The organism is Mammaliicoccus sp. K-M42, from assembly GCF_022386375.1.
Taxonomy (GTDB): domain Bacteria; phylum Bacillota; class Bacilli; order Staphylococcales; family Staphylococcaceae; genus Mammaliicoccus; species Mammaliicoccus fleurettii.
The window spans coordinates 75,945-92,806 of sequence record NZ_JAJNIS010000006.1 but is presented as its reverse complement, the minus strand read 5'-3'; the positions used below and the strand labels follow the sequence as shown (position 1 = coordinate 92,806).

Annotated in this window: 17 protein-coding genes and 1 pseudogene; 10 read left to right on the top strand and 8 right to left on the bottom strand. The window is 31.6% G+C overall.

What is annotated here, in order from left to right; translation table 11 throughout:
- The first annotated feature begins 31 nt into the window (after positions 1–31).
- Positions 32–1,057: a hemolysin family protein gene (locus LQ668_RS05670; protein WP_107510118.1), complete on the top strand. Its 1,026-nt coding sequence runs from the start codon at positions 32–34 to the stop codon at positions 1,055–1,057.
- Positions 1,058–1,138: 81 nt separating this feature from the next.
- On the opposite strand, the pseudogene LQ668_RS05665 reads toward LQ668_RS05670, so the two are convergent.
- Positions 1,139–1,569, bottom strand: a pseudogene (locus LQ668_RS05665) (hypothetical protein); the annotation flags it as partial.
- A gap of 162 nt (positions 1,570–1,731) precedes the next feature.
- On the opposite strand from LQ668_RS05665, the gene glpT reads away from it, so the two are divergent.
- Both glpT and LQ668_RS12425 read left to right on the top strand, forming a co-directional pair.
- Entirely contained in the window at positions 1,732–3,093 is a 1,362-nt protein-coding gene (glpT, locus tag LQ668_RS05660) for a glycerol-3-phosphate transporter (RefSeq protein WP_078357271.1), read from the top strand.
- 241 nt (positions 3,094–3,334) lie between these two features.
- Positions 3,335–4,243: a helix-turn-helix transcriptional regulator gene (locus tag LQ668_RS12425; protein ID WP_203153843.1), complete on the top strand. Its 909-nt coding sequence runs from the start codon at positions 3,335–3,337 to the stop codon at positions 4,241–4,243.
- A 47-nt stretch (positions 4,244–4,290) separates the two neighbouring features.
- Here the strand turns inward: LQ668_RS12425 and LQ668_RS05650 are convergent, their stop codons facing one another.
- From LQ668_RS05650 to LQ668_RS05640, 3 genes are all read right to left on the bottom strand, one after another.
- Positions 4,291–5,331 (bottom strand): NAD(P)/FAD-dependent oxidoreductase, encoded by a 1,041-nt coding sequence (locus LQ668_RS05650; protein ID WP_107510128.1) that lies wholly within the window; start codon positions 5,329–5,331, stop codon positions 4,291–4,293.
- 170 nt (positions 5,332–5,501) lie between these two features.
- Entirely contained in the window at positions 5,502–6,434 is a 933-nt protein-coding gene (locus tag LQ668_RS05645) for an aldo/keto reductase (protein ID WP_078357273.1), read from the bottom strand.
- A 14-nt stretch (positions 6,435–6,448) separates the two neighbouring features.
- Positions 6,449–7,279, bottom strand: a complete 831-nt coding sequence (locus LQ668_RS05640) for an aldo/keto reductase (protein WP_107510124.1) — start codon at positions 7,277–7,279, stop codon at positions 6,449–6,451.
- A 233-nt stretch (positions 7,280–7,512) separates the two neighbouring features.
- Between LQ668_RS05640 and LQ668_RS05635 the strand changes: the two genes are divergently transcribed.
- The 4 genes from LQ668_RS05635 (at position 7,513) to LQ668_RS05620 (ending at position 10,636) form a co-directional block, all read left to right on the top strand.
- Positions 7,513–7,722, top strand: a complete 210-nt coding sequence (locus LQ668_RS05635; protein WP_078357275.1) for a hypothetical protein — start codon at positions 7,513–7,515, stop codon at positions 7,720–7,722.
- Between the two features lie 565 nt (positions 7,723–8,287).
- Complete coding sequence (locus tag LQ668_RS05630; protein WP_078357276.1) at positions 8,288–9,502, top strand: NupC/NupG family nucleoside CNT transporter; 1,215 nt, start codon at positions 8,288–8,290, stop codon at positions 9,500–9,502.
- Between the two features lie 85 nt (positions 9,503–9,587).
- Complete coding sequence (locus LQ668_RS05625) at positions 9,588–10,076, top strand: DUF1648 domain-containing protein (protein WP_078357277.1); 489 nt, start codon at positions 9,588–9,590, stop codon at positions 10,074–10,076.
- Positions 10,077–10,078: 2 nt separating this feature from the next.
- Positions 10,079–10,636 (top strand): DNA-3-methyladenine glycosylase I, encoded by a 558-nt coding sequence (locus tag LQ668_RS05620; protein ID WP_078357278.1) that lies wholly within the window; start codon positions 10,079–10,081, stop codon positions 10,634–10,636.
- Positions 10,637–11,176: 540 nt separating this feature from the next.
- Here the strand turns inward: LQ668_RS05620 and LQ668_RS05615 are convergent.
- Entirely contained in the window at positions 11,177–11,617 is a 441-nt protein-coding gene (locus LQ668_RS05615) for a MarR family winged helix-turn-helix transcriptional regulator (RefSeq protein ID WP_239775928.1), read from the bottom strand.
- A 226-nt stretch (positions 11,618–11,843) separates the two neighbouring features.
- Here LQ668_RS05615 and LQ668_RS05610 point away from each other — a divergent pair, with 226 nt between their 5' ends.
- Together LQ668_RS05610 and LQ668_RS05605 are read left to right on the top strand one after the other, a co-directional pair.
- Entirely contained in the window at positions 11,844–12,602 is a 759-nt protein-coding gene (locus LQ668_RS05610; RefSeq protein ID WP_078357280.1) for a threonine/serine exporter family protein, read from the top strand.
- A 10-nt stretch (positions 12,603–12,612) separates the two neighbouring features.
- Positions 12,613–13,077 carry a threonine/serine exporter family protein gene (locus LQ668_RS05605; RefSeq protein WP_078357281.1) on the top strand — a complete coding sequence of 155 codons (465 nt, stop codon included), beginning with the start codon at positions 12,613–12,615 and terminating at the stop codon, positions 13,075–13,077.
- Between the two features lie 71 nt (positions 13,078–13,148).
- On the opposite strand, the gene LQ668_RS05600 is transcribed toward LQ668_RS05605, so the two are convergent.
- Genes LQ668_RS05600 through LQ668_RS05590 form a run of 3 tightly spaced genes read right to left on the bottom strand, consistent with a single transcriptional unit; the run spans position 13,149 to position 15,818 of the window.
- Positions 13,149–13,592 (bottom strand): YtoQ family protein, encoded by a 444-nt coding sequence (locus tag LQ668_RS05600; RefSeq protein ID WP_078357282.1) that lies wholly within the window; start codon positions 13,590–13,592, stop codon positions 13,149–13,151.
- A gap of 32 nt (positions 13,593–13,624) precedes the next feature.
- Complete coding sequence (locus LQ668_RS05595; RefSeq protein WP_078357283.1) at positions 13,625–14,848, bottom strand: Nramp family divalent metal transporter; 1,224 nt, start codon at positions 14,846–14,848, stop codon at positions 13,625–13,627.
- Between the two features lie 28 nt (positions 14,849–14,876).
- Complete coding sequence (locus LQ668_RS05590) at positions 14,877–15,818, bottom strand: agmatinase family protein (protein ID WP_078357284.1); 942 nt, start codon at positions 15,816–15,818, stop codon at positions 14,877–14,879.
- Positions 15,819–15,971: 153 nt separating this feature from the next.
- Between LQ668_RS05590 and LQ668_RS05585 the strand changes: the two genes are divergently transcribed.
- Positions 15,972–16,814: a hypothetical protein gene (locus LQ668_RS05585; RefSeq protein ID WP_107510064.1), complete on the top strand. Its 843-nt coding sequence runs from the start codon at positions 15,972–15,974 to the stop codon at positions 16,812–16,814.
- Positions 16,815–16,862: the final 48 nt, after the last annotated feature.

Genomic DNA, 16,862 nt, shown 5'->3' with positions numbered 1-16,862 from the left:
TTTTTTATTATATGGAGGAATTAAATAATAATTGGGAACTACAATTAGTTTAATCACGTTTATTGTATTACTCGCTTTAACTGGATTCTTTGTTGCGACTGAATTTGCAATTGTAAAGGTTAGGTCATCTAGAATTAACTATTTAGCAGAACAGAATTATAAGAACGCTCAACAAGCTAAAAAGGTAGTTGACCATCTTGATGAATATTTAGCGGCATGTCAGCTAGGTATTACCATTACAGCACTTGGAATTGGTATGGTTGGTGAATCAACATTTGAGTTTATTCTGCATCCACTATATAGTAGCTTTGGATTATCAGAAACTGTTATTCATGTCTTAACATTAGTCAGCGCTTTTATTATCGCAACATATTTACATGTTGTAGTAGGTGAAATGGCGCCAAAGACTATCGCAATTCAAAAAGCTGAACAAGTTACATTGTTCTTTGCAAGACCGATTATACTGTTTTACAAATTATTATATCCTTTTATTTTTATTTTAAATGGGTCTGCAAGAATGATATTGAGCTTATTTGGTATGAAACCTGCGAAAGAGTCTGAATTATATCACTCTGAAGAAGAACTGAAGATGCTGATTAAAGAAAGTCATCAAGGTGGAGAAATTTCATCAACAGAACTAGAACAAATTAATAAAGTATTTATTTATGATGAACTTGTTGTCAAAGATTGTATGATTTCCAAAGAAAATGTGACAATGATCAATAGTAATTCTAGTCAGCAAGAAGCTATTCAATTTGTGAAAAATGGATATTATACGAGATATCCAGTGTATCAAAATCACAAAGCGAACATTATTGGTTATTTACATGCGAAAGACTTATTGAAAGACAACATACAAGATATAACTGAATTGATTCATGAAATTATATTTGTCAAAGAGGCAGACGCCATTCAAAACGTATTAGATAAAATGAAAAAACAACGTGCGCATATCTCAATAGTTCACAATGATCATGGTGAATTAGTAGGTATGATTACAATGGAAGACATACTTGAAAATATTGTCGGCAATATTGAAGATGAACATGATAAATAAACGTAAAGAAGAGGCAGAGGCAAATTAATTGTCCCTGCCTCTTATCATTGTATTGGCAGTAGATGACTGGATTGAAAGTACGCTTATATCATGAATTAAATAAATGATTAAATGTAGAATACCTATCCCTATAATGTAAGAGAGAAAATGTTTGATCCAACTTTTCGCATATAGTTTAGCATTGCGAATCCACTGGGTTTCTCAGGTTTGCTACCTTCTTTCATAGCATAATATTTGAACCTATCATCTGCACACTTTATCATACTTTTTCCAAATACAAGAGATACAGAAATATAAACAGCAGCAATTGCATGAGTTGTTTTGGCTATTGCGCCATTCATTAAATCTACACTTGTTGTTATAAGTAAAATTAAATCTATAACAGGTGTAAGTGCTAGAAAGAATAATCCGAGTGCTTTCTGCTTTAATATATATCTGCTGACTAAGCCGAGTAATATAACTACCCAAAAAGCTACTTCACAAAATATAATAAGCCATATTATAAAATTCATGATTGTTCCTCCTGTTTAAGTTAGCTTAATTATCCTTTATTTTGTAAAATGTTACAAATTTCATTGACTTTAATGTATACAATATCTATGATGAAACTACAATTAATAAATTTACAAAAAGTTTACAATCCTTACAAATAATTAACATTAGGAGGGGTAACTATGGCAAATTTCTTGAAACCAGCTAAGCATATTGATCCACTACCAGAAGAACAGGTGGATGATACATACAAGAAATTAAGGCTACAAGTCTTTATAGGGATATTTCTTGGTTATGCTGGTTATTATTTATTAAGAAAGAACTTTTCACTTGCTATGCCTGCTTTAATTGATGAAGGCTTCACTAAGACAGAATTAGGGTTTGCTTTATCAGCAATTTCAATAGCATACGGATTCAGTAAATTTATCATGGGTACAGTGAGCGATAGGAGTAATGCAAGAATATTTTTAACGTTAGGTTTAGTATTAACCGCTATCGTTAATTTATTAATGGGGTTTATTCCTGTATTAACTTCAAGTGTATTTATTATGTTTATCATGCTGTTCTTAAATGGGTGGTTCCAAGGTATGGGATGGCCGCCATCAGGAAGAGTACTCGTACATTGGTATAGTGTAAGTGAACGTGGTGGCAAAACAGCTATATGGAATGTTGCGCATAATGTTGGTGGAGGATTAATGGCACCAATCGCATTGCTCGGTATTTCTATAACTGGAACACTATCGTTTGGTTATTTAAAAGGATTTGAAGGTGCATTTATTTATCCAGCTATTATCGCATTAATTATTGCAGTAGTGTCATACATTCTTGTTAGAGACACACCTCAATCAATGGGTTTACCACCTATAGAGGAGTATAGAAATGATTATCCTAATAAATCACAACAAACATTAGAAGTTGAACTTACAACGAAGGATATTCTGTTTAAATACGTATTAAATAATAAATGGGTTTGGATGATTGCAATTGCCAATATTTTTGTTTATTTCGTACGTTACGGTGTACTTGACTGGGCACCAACTTATTTAAATGAAGAAAAAGGGTTCGATTTAAATGCTTCCGGTTGGGCATACTTCTTATATGAATGGGCTGGTATTCCTGGTACTTTATTATGTGGATATATATCAGATAAAGTGTTTAAAGGTAGAAGGGGACCAGCAGGATTTATCTTTATGCTAGGTGTCACAATAGCAGTTATCATATATTGGTTAAACCCTCCTGGAAATCCGTTAGTTGATAATATTGCATTAATTGCTATTGGATTCTTAATTTACGGTCCAGTTATGCTTATTGGATTACAAGCTCTGGATTATGTCCCTAAAAAAGCAGCAGGAACAGCTGCAGGATTAACGGGATTATTTGGTTATCTAGGTGGAGCAGTAATGGCTAATATTATTATGGGGTTAATAGTTGATAAATTAGGATGGGATTCAGGATTCTTATTATTAACGATTGTTAGTATACTAGCTATGTTGAGTTTCATATTTACTTGGAATAAACGTGGACAAGAAGTAGTTAAATCTTAAAAAAATATATAGCACGCCCTAAAAGGTAGACTTTATGGTCTATCTTTTAGGGCGTTTTTATTATGTGTATATCGTCATACAATATATAAAATTAAAAATCTGATAATTTTGGTTTTATATATTTACTCATTAAAGTTTTCCAATTATAATATTATTGTTGTAATTAAATATTTTATATTATATTTTGCCATGAATGATTTTCAAATGTACAAAAAGATTAAAATTAATTAGGAGATTTGTTGTGAGAAATATATATGAAATCAAATACCTAAAGCGTTCTGCCACTAAATACCGTAATCATGTTGGGGTTTCTTTTTTTGTAGTGCTGAAAGGAAAAGCTATGATTCCAGTCAAAGATGTGAGCACTTTTTATGAGGAAGGTGACACATTTATTGTAAAGCATAATGAGTGTTACAAACTTGATGTAAGGGAAGGGAATATCGTCGTACAAATACATTTTTACAAATCATTAATTGAAACGATGGTTCCTGAATTATTATGTAATCATAGTCATGTGACAACACAATCAGAAATGATACCGTTAAGAAATCAACTTATATATCTTTGTTCTTTATATTTAACACAAGAAAATGACCGGAATTTTAAAATTATGAAGCAAATCATTGCTATATTAGAAATTTATAAAGGACAATTGCATATAGATAACGAAGATAGTTCGAATATGTATAAAGATGTTAATCCGATTATTGAAGAAATTAGAAATTATATTCATGAACATTATAATGAGCGTATTACAATTAATACATTTACAAACAAATATCGTTTGTCTGAATCTTACTTTTCTAAAATGTTTAAAGAACAATTGGGTGTTAATTTTAAAGACTATTTAACAGATATTAGATTACTAAATAGCATATATGATTTAATTCATACTTGTGAAAAGATCATAGATATATCTGAAAAGCACGGTTTCTATAATGTGTCCGCATATATTCACGCTTTTAAATTATATTACGGTGTCACTCCAAAGAAATATAGAAATATGATACAAAATAAACATGCACAATTTGAGAGACAAAATTTCTTTAATGAAGTGGATAATGAAAGAAACCTTACTTTAGAAGAAATTAAATTTTATTTAAGAAAATTTAAACAAAAGTATACAAAAACGCTCTGCATATATGCTTAATATAAAAAAGGGCTGAGACACAAATTGTCTCCGCCCGTAGTTTGAACTTATGATTGTGCGATATAATTTTTGATTATGTCTTTGTTCTTTTCTTTAAATACATCATTATGACTTGAAACACGACCGCCTTCTTGTGCTTCAGGATCGATATAACTTTTTGCTAAGTTTGCTGCATTAGCTGCATCTGTAAAGCAAGCTGCTATTAAATGTACTTTTGCTTCGTGTTTAAGGATGTCTCCAGCTCCAAATATACCTGGAACAGAAGTTTTGCTGCTTCCTAAGCCTTCTATAAAGAAATCATTTACTAAGTTAATTTTCGTTTGTGCATTGTGGAGTAATTCTGACTCATAATCAAATCCGTGACTAATAATTACTTCATCAACTGGTAAGATTTCTTGTTCTTTTGTTTCAACATGTTCTAATACAACTTCTGAAATAATAGGCTTGTCTGGGTGACTGTTAAGTTGTTTAATTGTCATACTCGGCTTTTTAGTAATGTTGAGTTTATCTAATAATTCACGCATATGTTCATGACCGGAAATTTCATCTTTTCTATAACAAATCGTGACACTTTTCGCATATTCAGATAAATCACATGCCCAGTCTAGTGCTGAATTTCCAGCTCCAGAAATAAGAATATGTTTATCTTTAAATTTTTGAATAGATTGGACTACGTAATTCAAATTCGAAAGTTCAAAGCGCTCAGCACCTTCAATATCTAGCGTAAGTGGTTTGATTATCCCACCACCAACAGCAATAATAATAGATTTTGAATGGTATTCATTCCCTTTTTCTGTATATAAAATAAAATGTTGTTCTTCAACTTTTTTGATATCGATAACTTTTTCTTCTAAGCAAACTTCAGGTCCAAAATGAGTACCTTGTTTCACTAAATCTTCTATGACTTCATAGCATGGTTTTGGAGCTATCGCGCCAATATCCCAAATGATTTTTTCAGGGTATACATGCATTTTGCCACCTAGTTTATCTTGAAAATCTAGAATTCTGACGCTCATTCCCCTTAACCCGGAATAGAAACTCGCGAATAAACCAGCAGGACCTCCGCCAATAATCGTAACGTCTGTCATATTCATAAGTCATGATTCCTCCTATACTTCTACTTGGTTTCATTATCCTACATTTGCAAATGATAATCAATATCAATAGAAGAAATGTTTTGTTATTTTAATTAAACACATTTGTGAGATAAAAGAAAAAGCTGAGACAATTATTTTGTCTCAGCTTTGAATGATGTGAATTATGAAATTGGGAATAAAGATTCTATTTGTTTAATGTTGTCTTCAGTTAACTGAACATCCAATGTTTTTAGGTTATCTATTACTTGCTCATTTCTTTTAGCACCAGGAATAATAACATCTAATGAAGGTTTAGTTAAATAATAGGCAAGTACAATATGTGCAACATCGACGTTGTGTTCTTTAGCAATATCTCTTAGTTTATTAACTTTTTTAAGATTTTCTTTGAACTGTTCACCTTGGAAATCAGGTTTACTCGCTCTTAAATCATCGAATGTTGTATTTTCGTCATACTTACCAGCAAGTAACCCTGCAGCTAATGGGAAGTATGGTATAAATGTAATGTTATGTTCAGCTGTATATTCTAAAATATGTTCATTTTCACGATTTAATAAGTTATATTCATGTTGAATTACGTCAACATTTCCATTTTTATTCGCTTCTTTTAATTGATCCAAAGTAAAGTTAGAAACACCAATTGCTTTAATTTTGCCTGCTTCTTTCAATTCTTGTAATGCAGCAACAGCTTTATCTTTCGGTGTTTCTTCATCTGGAAAGTGAATATAATATAAATCTATATAGTCAGTTTGTAATCTTTTAAGGCTATTCTCAACTTGTTCTTTAATGAATTCTGGGTCATTAGAAAGTTTCGTGTCGTCTCCTTCGAAATAATGAGCACCTTTAGTAGCGATAACAACATCTTTTCTATCGTATTCTTTAACAACTTCACCTACAAGTTCCTCTGATCTGCCTGGACCATAAATAAAAGCTGTATCTAGTAAAGTGACACCATTATCAATAGCAGCTCTGACAACATCTTTACCTTGTTCTTCATTGAGGTTAGGGTATAAATTATGTCCTCCTACTGCATTCGTTCCTAAACCAATCGGATTGACTTCAATATTTGATTTACCTAATTTTGCTAGTTTTGCCATTTGAATCGCTCCTTTTAAAATTCTTCGTGAGTTGCTGGGTCTTGGCCTTTAAGACGTCCATCTTTCTTTGTTAATGAATCAATTTCAGCTAAGTCTTCTGATTCTAAATAGAAATCAAAGATATCTTTGTTCTGTATTTGTCTGGCGATTGATGTAGATTTAGGAATCGGTACTACACCGTTTTGTACATGCCATTTCAAGATAATTTGTGGAATCGTTTTATTATATTTCTTAGCAATTTCTCCAATTTTCTCGTCGTTTATTACTTCTGATGCACGACCTAATGGACTCCATGCTTCTATTATAATGCCTTTTTCTTTGTGATATTCTAGTACATCTTTTTGATTAAAGTAAGGATGTAACTCTATTTGATTAACTGCTGGTAATACGCCTGTTTCTTTTTCTAGTGTTTCAATGTGTTCTTCTAAGAAATTACATACACCAATAGATTTAATGAGTCCAAGTTTTTGAGCATCAATGAGTGCTTTCCATGCTTCGACATACTTACCTTGTTTAGGGTTTGGCCAATGTATTAAATATAAGTCTAGATACTCAACACCAAGTCGATATATTGACTCTTGGATAGCAGTGATTGCTTGATCATAACTATGATAACGTCCTGGTAATTTAGAAGTTACAATAATTTGATCTCGATCTACGTGACTTTCTTGTATTGCTTTTCCAACTGTACCTTCATTCTCATAATTATATGCAGTATCAAGAATTCGATAGCCATTGTTCAAGGCATTTACAATTGCACGTACTCCAGTTGATCCATTCAGTTTATATGTACCAAATCCAACTTGTGGTAATACTTGTCCGTCATTTAAATGATAATTTTCCATGAAAAATGCCTCCTATTTAAAATGTAAAGTCTCTACATTTGTAAACTATATCATATCCTTTATAACGTACTTTAGTAATAAGCTTACTTCAAAAATTTCAAATCAAAAATTTCTTTTTTAAAATTTTAGTAAAACGTATTGAATTCATAGAATGAATGTAGTAATATGAGTCTCATTGCGAAAGACAAGTAGCTAATAGCTAGAGTCATATTATGGAGTAAAGAAGGGTTAGAATGGAGCGCGTATGTGTTATTTCATTAAGCATTGTAGATGCGATAATGATACTCATGTTGTTGCTGTTTAATACAATGATAATATCTAATATTTATGTGTTAACAGTTTATGCTTTAATCATGGTACTGGTTTCTGGTTATATAGTGTATTTAGCTATAAGTATGAAATGTGATCAATCTATTAATCAATTTGATCAATATTCAAATTAATAATAATTAACGAGTATATGATAATAAATGATAAGAGGTAAGGACAATTTAATTGTCTTTGCCTCCTATTTTTTATGAAAATTATTTATGTCCCATGATTTTTTCATTGTATGGAGTTGATTTTGAGAATGTCTTAGATTAATGATGGAGTTAATCTACAACTTGACCAAACTCTTCGATTAACTTCCTAATTAATCTACAACTTAGTCAAACTCTTCGATTAACTTCCTAATTAATCTACAACTTAGTCAATCTCTTCGATTAACTCCTAACTTAATCTACGACTTGGTTAAACTCTTCGATTAACTCCTAACTTAATCTACGACTTGGTTAAACTCTTCGATTAACTTCCTAATTAATCTACAACTTGCTCAAACTCTTCGATTAACACCTGACTTAATCTACATCTTATTTCATTTTTTCAAAAAACTTATTTATCTCTTTGCCTCTTATTTTTATTTATTATAAAAAATTGTAAAAGTGACTTTAAAATGTAGTAACATACTTTTAATTTGCATGTTATAATAATGTTGATTTTAATAATAAAAAAGGGTGGACAAAAACAATGTTTCTAATCATCAATATAATTGGTTTGTTGATATTCATTGGTGTCGCTTTTCTTTTTTCTAGGGATAAGAAGAATATTGATTGGAAATCTGTTTCAATACTAATCGTAATTAACTTAGTATTAGCATGGTTCTTCACTCAATTTTCATTTGGAGCAAAATTCGTTAAAGGTGCGGCTGATGGTGTGTCGTGGCTTTTAGAATCTGCTTTTTCGGGAATAGGATTTGCATTTGGTAGCTTTACAGCACCAGGACCAGGGAATATGGATATGGCAGTTTCAGCGTTGCTACCAATTCTACTAGTTGTACCAGTATTTGATATTTTAATGTATTTAGGAATTTTACCGAAATTTATTTCAATTTTAGGTTGGGTTATTTCAAAAGTAACAAGACAACCTAAGTTCGAGTCATTCTTCTCGATTGAAATGATGTTTTTAGGAAATACAGAAGCTTTAGCAGTATCATCTAAACAGTTAACTTCTATGAATAAAGTTAGAGTACTGACAGTTGCAATGATGTCTATGAGTTCAGTTTCAGGTGCAATTGTTGGTGCATATGTCACAATGATACCGGGGGAATATGTATTAACTGCTATACCATTAAACATAATTAATGCAATTATTGTAACAACTATTTTAAATCCATTTGATTTAGATCCAGAAGAAGATGTTGTAGCTGAGATAGACGAAGGGGAAAGACAACCATTCTTCTCATTTTTAGGGGATTCAGTAATCAATGCAGGTAAACTTGTATTAATCATTATCGCGTTTGTTATCGCGTTTGTTGCAATCGCAGACTTGATTAATAAATTATTAGGTATTATGGATCCTATTCCATATTTACCAAACATAAGATTAGAGTACATACTCGGTATCTTTATGTTCCCATTTGCAATTTTACTCGGTATGCCAGTTGGCGAAGCTTGGGTAGTTGCTCAACAAATGGCACTTAAAATTGTAACAAATGAATTTGTTGTGATGAGTACAATCAGTAAAGAGATAAGTGAATATTCAACACATAGAGCGGCAGTAATTAGTACTTTCTTAGTATCATTTGCTAACTTCTCTACAATTGGTATGATAATAGGAACACTCAAGGGCATTGTCAAAGACGATGTATCTAATTTTGTATCTAAATATGTACCAATGATGCTGCTTTCAGGTATTTTAGTATCACTGTTAACAGCTGCATTCGTTGGATTATTTGCTTGGTAAGCTTAATAAATACTTATATAGATTAAATTTAAAAGCAACAAGCACATTTAATGTACTTGTTGCTTTTTTATAAGGGGGAGATATCATGCTCAGACGTGTGCTAGATATTTCAAGTATTGTTATGTGGTTATTTTCTATAATATTAATTATAATTAATTTTGACGTATTGCCCGATAATATACCAAGTCATTATGATTTTGCAGGTAATCCAGATGCATGGGCAACAAAAGCATTTATCTTTTTTATGCCAGCATTAGGAATATTTATCTGGTTAATATTACATACTATTGTAAGTAGACCTGAATTAGATCAATACATACATGTTCCATCACTTTATGGTAAGCCAAACGAAGAACAAATAGAAAATGCTAAATTACTTATTTATTTTATAAAATTTGAAATTATGGCGTTATTTACATTTATCGTAGTTAAAGATTTATATACAGCATTGGGGATGCCTTTTAAATTAGGCGTTTGGGAGGCAATTTTAATATTAAGCGTATTTGGAATTACAATTATAATATTTATGATTCGAAATCATAAGTTAGATAAAAAATATGGAATGAGTGATTAAGCATGACTGAATGCACGTGGCCAAGTAGTGATTTAATGAAAGTATATCATGAAAAAGAATGGTGTAGAATAAATAAAGATGATCAATATATATTTGAAATGCTTTCTTTAGAAGGCGCTCAAGCAGGTTTGTCTTGGGAAACTGTTATACAAAAACGTCATGCATATCAAGAAGCATTTAAACAATTTGATATCGAAAAATGTGCACAATTAACAGACGATGAATTAGAGGAAATTAGAACAGAATATAACGTTATAAAACATAAAGGAAAAATCAAATCCGTAAGAAACAATGCATTATTAGTGCAAAACATTCAGCAACAATATGGAAGTTTAGCAAACTTTTTATGGTCTTATGTAGAGGGCAAACCTATAATCAACGAATGGCATAATACAACAGACATACCAGCTGAAACAGAACTTTCAATTAAATTAAGTAAAGACTTAAAAAAAATTGGATTTAATTTTGTCGGTCCAAAGATTGTCTATTCATTTTTACAAAGTATAGGTATTATTGACGATCACATTATCACATGCCCATATCATAGTTATAATAGGTAAGAGAGTGTGAGTGGTAGTGCAAGGGGCTAAGGGACAAAATTCAGAGAAAAGTCCGTAAGAGGTGTTGTTAGGGACATAATTCCGAGAAATGTCCGTAAGAGGGTGTGTAAGGGACATAATTCTGAGAAAAGTCCGTAAGAGGTGTTGTAAGGGACATAATTCTGAGAAAAGTCCGTAAGGGGTAGTGTAAGGGACATAATTCCGAGAAATGTCCGTAAGAGGTGTTGTTAGGGACATTATTCCGAGAAATGTCCGTAAGAAGCAGTATCTAAGGAGCACAATTCGGAATTCTGCCAGTAAGCGCAATCTAAGGAGCACAATTCAGAATTCTGCTAGTTAGCACAATCTAAGGAGCATAATTCAGAATTCTGCTAGTAAGAACAATCTAAGGAGCACAATTCAGAATTCTGCCAGTAAGCACAATCTAAGCACACTCTAATCAGCATTATTAGAAAAAGCAGTAGAAATTCAATGTTTACAATGAATTTCTACTGCTTATTAAATATCAAAAGACATTATACAATGAGGTAGTTAATTAATTTATTCTGATATGTCTTTGTTAAGAGTTGTTTGTATGAATTTTTCTATAGAATCTCTTATTTCTAAAGAATTCTCAGAGCCTACTTCTAATCCTTGAAATACTTTTACGATTTCTTCTGAGATTTCAGATTGTGTTTCAATGCCTTGTTCAGTTAGTGAAACGCGTAAATTTCTTTCATCATTAATCGCTCTTTCACGGTTAATGAATCCTTTTTCTTCTAGTTTTTTTAATAATGGTGTTAATGTTCCAGAATCTAAATATAGTCTGTCGCCTAAAGTTTTAATATTGATGACTTCGTTTTTATCTATAGCTACAAGAACGATATAACCTGTATAAGTTAAGTTATATTTCTTCAATATCGGTGTATATTTTTTAATAAGCTCTTTTGACGCAACATATAATAAGAAACCAAGTTGTTTGTTGATTGGTGGTGTTTCCATTTTATTTTCCTCCTTACGTCAAAATTAAGCCTATTATGAAATTAATGTAAAGTCAAGTTGTATCGTAAATGTTCATAAAATAGAAAAATTTAGCATATTAAATGTAGTTTTTGAAAAATATTTTGAAATCCCAAATTTTTTTATTTTTATTACTTTTAAAGTTAAAATGTAATGTTATATTTGATATTCTTATATAGATGTAACTAAGAAACGAGGTGTGTATAGTATGAATCAAAAAAAGCATTCAAAAGAATTAGTTCAAGAAATAGTGATGAATGCGGGTCTAGTTCTTTTAGAAGCGGGTTCAGAGGCATTTCGTGTTGAGGATACGATGTTTAGAATGGCTAAACGTCTAGGATATCCTAATAATCAATGTTATGTAAGTTCAACTTTTATAAATTTTGCTTTAGATATAGATGATAATATAAGAGTTTATAGAGTGAAAAAGAGAGATACTAATTTAGGCAATATTCATCGTGTAAATAATGTATCGAGAATGTTAGAAAAAGAACAAATATCGGCAGAAGAGGCTTTAAAGAGAATACTTACTATACATAATTCACCATATCCATATTCTTTACCATTTAAAATGGTTGCTGCAGGGCTTATATCAGTATTTTTCCTATATTTATTTAGTGGAATTAAAGAAGATATCATCGCAACTTTCATTGCCGGCGCAATAGGGTATTGTATCGTAGAGTTATTACATTCATGGACGAATGTGAAGTTTATAGCAGAAATAGTTGCTGCTAGTGTAATTGCTTTAATAGCTATATGGAATCAAATCATAACTGGTGGGAATACAGTAAATATTTCAATAATATCTGCAGTCATGCCTATTGTACCAGGGGTATTAATAACAAATGCGATACAAGATTTATTTCTTGGACAATTGTTAGTTGGTATTTCTAAAGGTTTAGAAGCAACATTTACTTCAATAGCGATAGGAGTAGGTGTAGGCGTTGTATTATTAATTTTCTCTTGAGAGGTGAGTTATGATAATAACAATAATATTAAATATTGTATTTAGTTTTGGAGCATCTTTATTATTTGGCGTATTATTTAATTCACCTAAATACTTGTTAGTACCTGCAGGAATAGTTGGTGCAATAGGATGGATGGCATTTCAATCAAGTCTATTATTTAATGATTCAGATGTACAATCTTCATTTATAGGTGGTTTCTTTATTGGAATCATGAGTCACTTTATGAGTAAGCGATTCTTTTCGCCAATTATTTTGTTTATCATTCCTGGAATTATTCCACTTGTACCAGGAGGAACCGCTTATGAAGCAATTAAAAATTTAGTGCTCAATGACTATCATGAAGCTTTGATAACAATGATTAAAGTAGCTTTAATATCAAGTTCTATTGCACTTGGGTTGCTCATAGCAGATTTATTATCAAAAGTTTATTTTAAATATAAGAAACAAATGAAAATGAAAATGAAATTGAAATGATGAATAAAAAGGAGTGGAACAGAAATCTATTTTTTAAAACTAGATTTCTGTTCCACTCCTTTTTAAAATTTTTACTCATAAATGTACTTAATAACATCTAATGCTTGATCGACTGTTTCTACAGTGACATTAGCTTTGTTGGATAGTTCTTTTAATGGATGGATTAAGTCTGTTGGACGTACAAGAATCAATGGTTTGTTGAGTGCAACTGCAGTTGATGCATCCATAGCTGTATTCCATTGTTTATATTTTTCTCCAAATAAAGCAATTACGATATCTGCTTTGTTCATCAATACTTGTGTACGCAAATTATTGATGTCTGATGCTGCGTTATCTTTATAATAATTGTTTGGTTGTTCTCCTAATATGGCTTCACCTACATTATCAGAACGATCATGATTTGTTTGTGGCCCAACAAAAGTTAATGGTAAATTACTTTCTTGTGCTTTTTGGGTGATTTCTTCTCTCCAATTATCATGTATTTGTCCTGCTAGATAGACTGTTAATTTTGTCATAAAATATTTCATCCCCTATAAATTCTTGATAATTAACTCATGAAACTTTGAATAGCATCTATTAAACTATAAATACCTAAGAACGAAACGACTAAAACAACGAATATTCCAATGATATTAAGCACGATGCCATTTGCAAATTTGCCCATCATATTTTTCTTGTTCAAGATAATAAAAATTAATACTGCAATAAGCGGTAATATAATACCATTTAATGCTTGAGCAATTAATAATACTTCTAATGGTTCAAATCCAAGAGAAGAAGTAATTATGCCGATAAATATCACGATAGCAAAGACTAGTCGATATTTTTTACTCTTTAGGCCACCTTTCCAGCGAAGACAACTACTTATAGTAGCTGCAGCACCCATAGGAGAGGCAATGGCAGATGATAAACCTGCAGAGAATAAACCGATACTCATAAATAATGGAGCAAAATCACCAAGTATTGGTTTAAGCGGTTCAGATAATTCAACTAAACTCTTAACTTCTCTGCCTTCTATTAATGTACCTGCAGTTATTAGAATGGCAGCTGAAATCAGACCGCCTAGCCCAATAGCTAGAATTGTATCTGTTCTAACGATTTTTAAATCTTTAACACCATTAAAACGTTCGTGAATAGACGTCGCATGTATGAAAAAGTTATACGGAACGACTGTTGTACCAATTAACGCAATCACTGTTAGAAGTGATCCATTAGGTATGCTTGGTACGAATGCCCCTTTAAGAACAGCACCAAAATCTGGTTGAATAACAATTACAGTTGTTATAAAAATAACACCCATAATAAGAACGAGCACGGTCATGACTTTTTCTATTAAATCATAACTTCCTTTTAATCCTATTAATAAGATGATAATACCGATTACTGGTGCGATGATATGTTCAGGTATATCAAGTAAGTAGGCAGCACCTAAAGAAGTACCTAGTAAATCACCAGATATATAAGCGGCACAACCTACTGCGACAGCAACCATACTAAACCAAACAGTGATGATTTTTAGGAGGTGATGATTAAAAATATCACGTATGGCTTCACCTAAACCTTCATTTGTAACGAGTGCTAATCGAGCAACCATCTCTTGTAATGCAATTGTAGCAATAATTGAGAATAACACTGCCCAAAGTAGACTATAACCAAACCCGGCTCCACCTTGAGTCATAGTCGTAACTGTCCCTGGTCCCACAAATGAAGCGGTTATAATCATGCCAGGACCAAATATGCTGAACTTACTTCTTTCTCTCTGTTCTGCCATATGAATCCATCCCTTCGTATGTCAGGCATTAAATTTTATTTAAGTATTTAATGTGTCCGGCTAATACATAAAGCACAGCTGTTGATACAAAGTGAGATGAATTTTGGTTAGCATCTTGCATAGGATAGACTTCAACAAAGTCCATACCTACAAGGCCTAATTTACCAAATTCGTATATCATAGTAAGTAATTCGTAACTTGTCAGTCCGTTACCATCAACTGGACCACCTGGATTAAATGCGAAATCTAATACATCACTGCAAATTGTTAAGTAAACAACATCTACATCTTTACTAGCTTGTGCATAGATATCTCTTGCAAATTTTCTTAAATCTGACGTTTCTTTGATTTCGTTAATCGTGATCGTGACAGCACCATTTTCTTTAGCGAATTTACCAGTTTCAGGCTGATTTCGAGGTCCGTGTATACCAGTATGAATTAAACTTTCATTACGAATGCCTTCAGTTTCATACAACCTCATAAATGGTGTGTTTCGTGCAAATCGTTCGTTTTCATAGTGTGGCATATTATCGTAATGTGCGTCTAAGTGAATAATACCTACTTTTTTTCCGGTATTTGTTAAACCTTTTAAAATTGGATATGTAATACCATGGTCTCCGCCTAATCCAACTAAAAATTTATTAGATCGCCATAAATCTTCCGCAAATGTCTCAATATTATTTACTGTTTGTTCAACATCATGAGGTACAGTTGAAACATCTCCAACGTCACCGATTGATAAATGTTGATTAACATCTATATGATCTAATTCAGGGAGATAGCCACTATATCTAGCAGATGATAATCTGATTTGTTTAGGGCCTAATTCACACCCCGTATAGTCTCCCCATGTGCATGGGCCTTCGAAAGGTACACCATATACGAGAACATCTGTCGAATAATCTTTTTCTTTAGTTAAATTTTTACCACCTAAAAAGCAAGGCGTATTACCATAAATTCGTTCAGTCATTGTAAAAGGACTCCTTTCAACTAGTTAATGACCATTATATAAAAGTAAACAAACGTTTTCAAATTTTTCTGAATATTATCTTTGAAATAGGGAATAATAATTTTAATAAATTTAGTATTATTTATTTAATTGAGTTAGGAGGGATTTATATTAATGAAATATAAATTTTTATTCATCATTGCGACGATACTACTTTTATCGGGATGTAGTATTACTATAGGAGATCCACCAAATAAAAATAATCATAATAAATCATCTCAATCAAAAAATAATAACAGTAATAAGAGTGAATCAGCTCCGAAAATTGATATTTTGTCACAAGATTTTTCAGATCATTATATGAATGAAAATCATGTAACGGGGTATAAAGGTATGATGAAAACGATGAATAAAGAGAATATAGAATCAAAGTTTGGGCAGGAAGAAGATGTGCGTAACTTCTTAGGTAGAGAAGGGCATGTATATGGAAGTTTCATGGTCATGTACTATTTGAGTGAAGGTAGACCTGTAGAACAATTTAGTGTTGTTCCAACAGACCATGTAACTTATAAAGAATTTATAGACTTTCATGGTGAGCCAGCTCAAGATTTAAGAACGGGACAAGGCCATTCATTTGTTATTTATAATAATACGCCGAACAATGGATATCAAATTGCAGTATATACAAACGGGAATGATGATAATGATAACATTCAATATATTATGCAATATCCTGATGACTTTGAATTTGTAAATTCTAGTGAAAATCAAAATACTGTCATAACGAGAGATAACGTGTTTGATGCTGTAGAAGCATTTGAAGGTATAGATAAAGTCGATACAGATGAAACAGTTTGGAAAGAACCAGAGAAACAAGGAGATAAATTTGGTTTTTCATATACGAGTAAAGAAGGGGAATTATTAGGATCATATAATGTGAGCGAAGATGGTTATGTAGAATCATTTGATGAAAAAGGCAAAAAAATTAGAGCAGGTTACATTAATTTAAATAATTGATAGAACGTCAATCATAATATTTGTTTCATACTCTATTTATTTCGTACA

Bases quoted from the DNA above. Each gene is read 5' to 3' on its own strand.
- LQ668_RS05635 (WP_078357275.1), top strand. From the start codon at position 7,513: ATGGAGCGCGTATGTGTTATTTCATTAAGCATTGTAGATGCGATAATG.
- LQ668_RS05600 (WP_078357282.1), bottom strand. From the start codon at position 13,592: ATGACAAAATTAACAGTCTATCTAGCAGGACAAATACATGATAATTGG.
- LQ668_RS05585 (WP_107510064.1), top strand. From the start codon at position 15,972: ATGAAATATAAATTTTTATTCATCATTGCGACGATACTACTTTTATCG.
- LQ668_RS05590 (WP_078357284.1), bottom strand. From the start codon at position 15,818: ATGACTGAACGAATTTATGGTAATACGCCTTGCTTTTTAGGTGGTAAA.
- LQ668_RS05595 (WP_078357283.1), bottom strand. From the start codon at position 14,848: ATGGCAGAACAGAGAGAAAGAAGTAAGTTCAGCATATTTGGTCCTGGC.
- LQ668_RS05615 (WP_239775928.1), bottom strand. From the start codon at position 11,617: ATGGAAACACCACCAATCAACAAACAACTTGGTTTCTTATTATATGTT.
- LQ668_RS05645 (WP_078357273.1), bottom strand. From the start codon at position 6,434: ATGGCAAAACTAGCAAAATTAGGTAAATCAAATATTGAAGTCAATCCG.
- LQ668_RS05610 (WP_078357280.1), top strand. From the start codon at position 11,844: ATGAATCAAAAAAAGCATTCAAAAGAATTAGTTCAAGAAATAGTGATG.
- LQ668_RS05620 (WP_078357278.1), top strand. From the start codon at position 10,079: ATGACTGAATGCACGTGGCCAAGTAGTGATTTAATGAAAGTATATCAT.
- LQ668_RS05640 (WP_107510124.1), bottom strand. From the start codon at position 7,279: ATGGAAAATTATCATTTAAATGACGGACAAGTATTACCACAAGTTGGA.
- LQ668_RS05605 (WP_078357281.1), top strand. From the start codon at position 12,613: ATGATAATAACAATAATATTAAATATTGTATTTAGTTTTGGAGCATCT.
- LQ668_RS05625 (WP_078357277.1), top strand. From the start codon at position 9,588: ATGCTCAGACGTGTGCTAGATATTTCAAGTATTGTTATGTGGTTATTT.
- LQ668_RS05630 (WP_078357276.1), top strand. From the start codon at position 8,288: ATGTTTCTAATCATCAATATAATTGGTTTGTTGATATTCATTGGTGTC.
- LQ668_RS05650 (WP_107510128.1), bottom strand. From the start codon at position 5,331: ATGACAGACGTTACGATTATTGGCGGAGGTCCTGCTGGTTTATTCGCG.
- glpT (WP_078357271.1), top strand. From the start codon at position 1,732: ATGGCAAATTTCTTGAAACCAGCTAAGCATATTGATCCACTACCAGAA.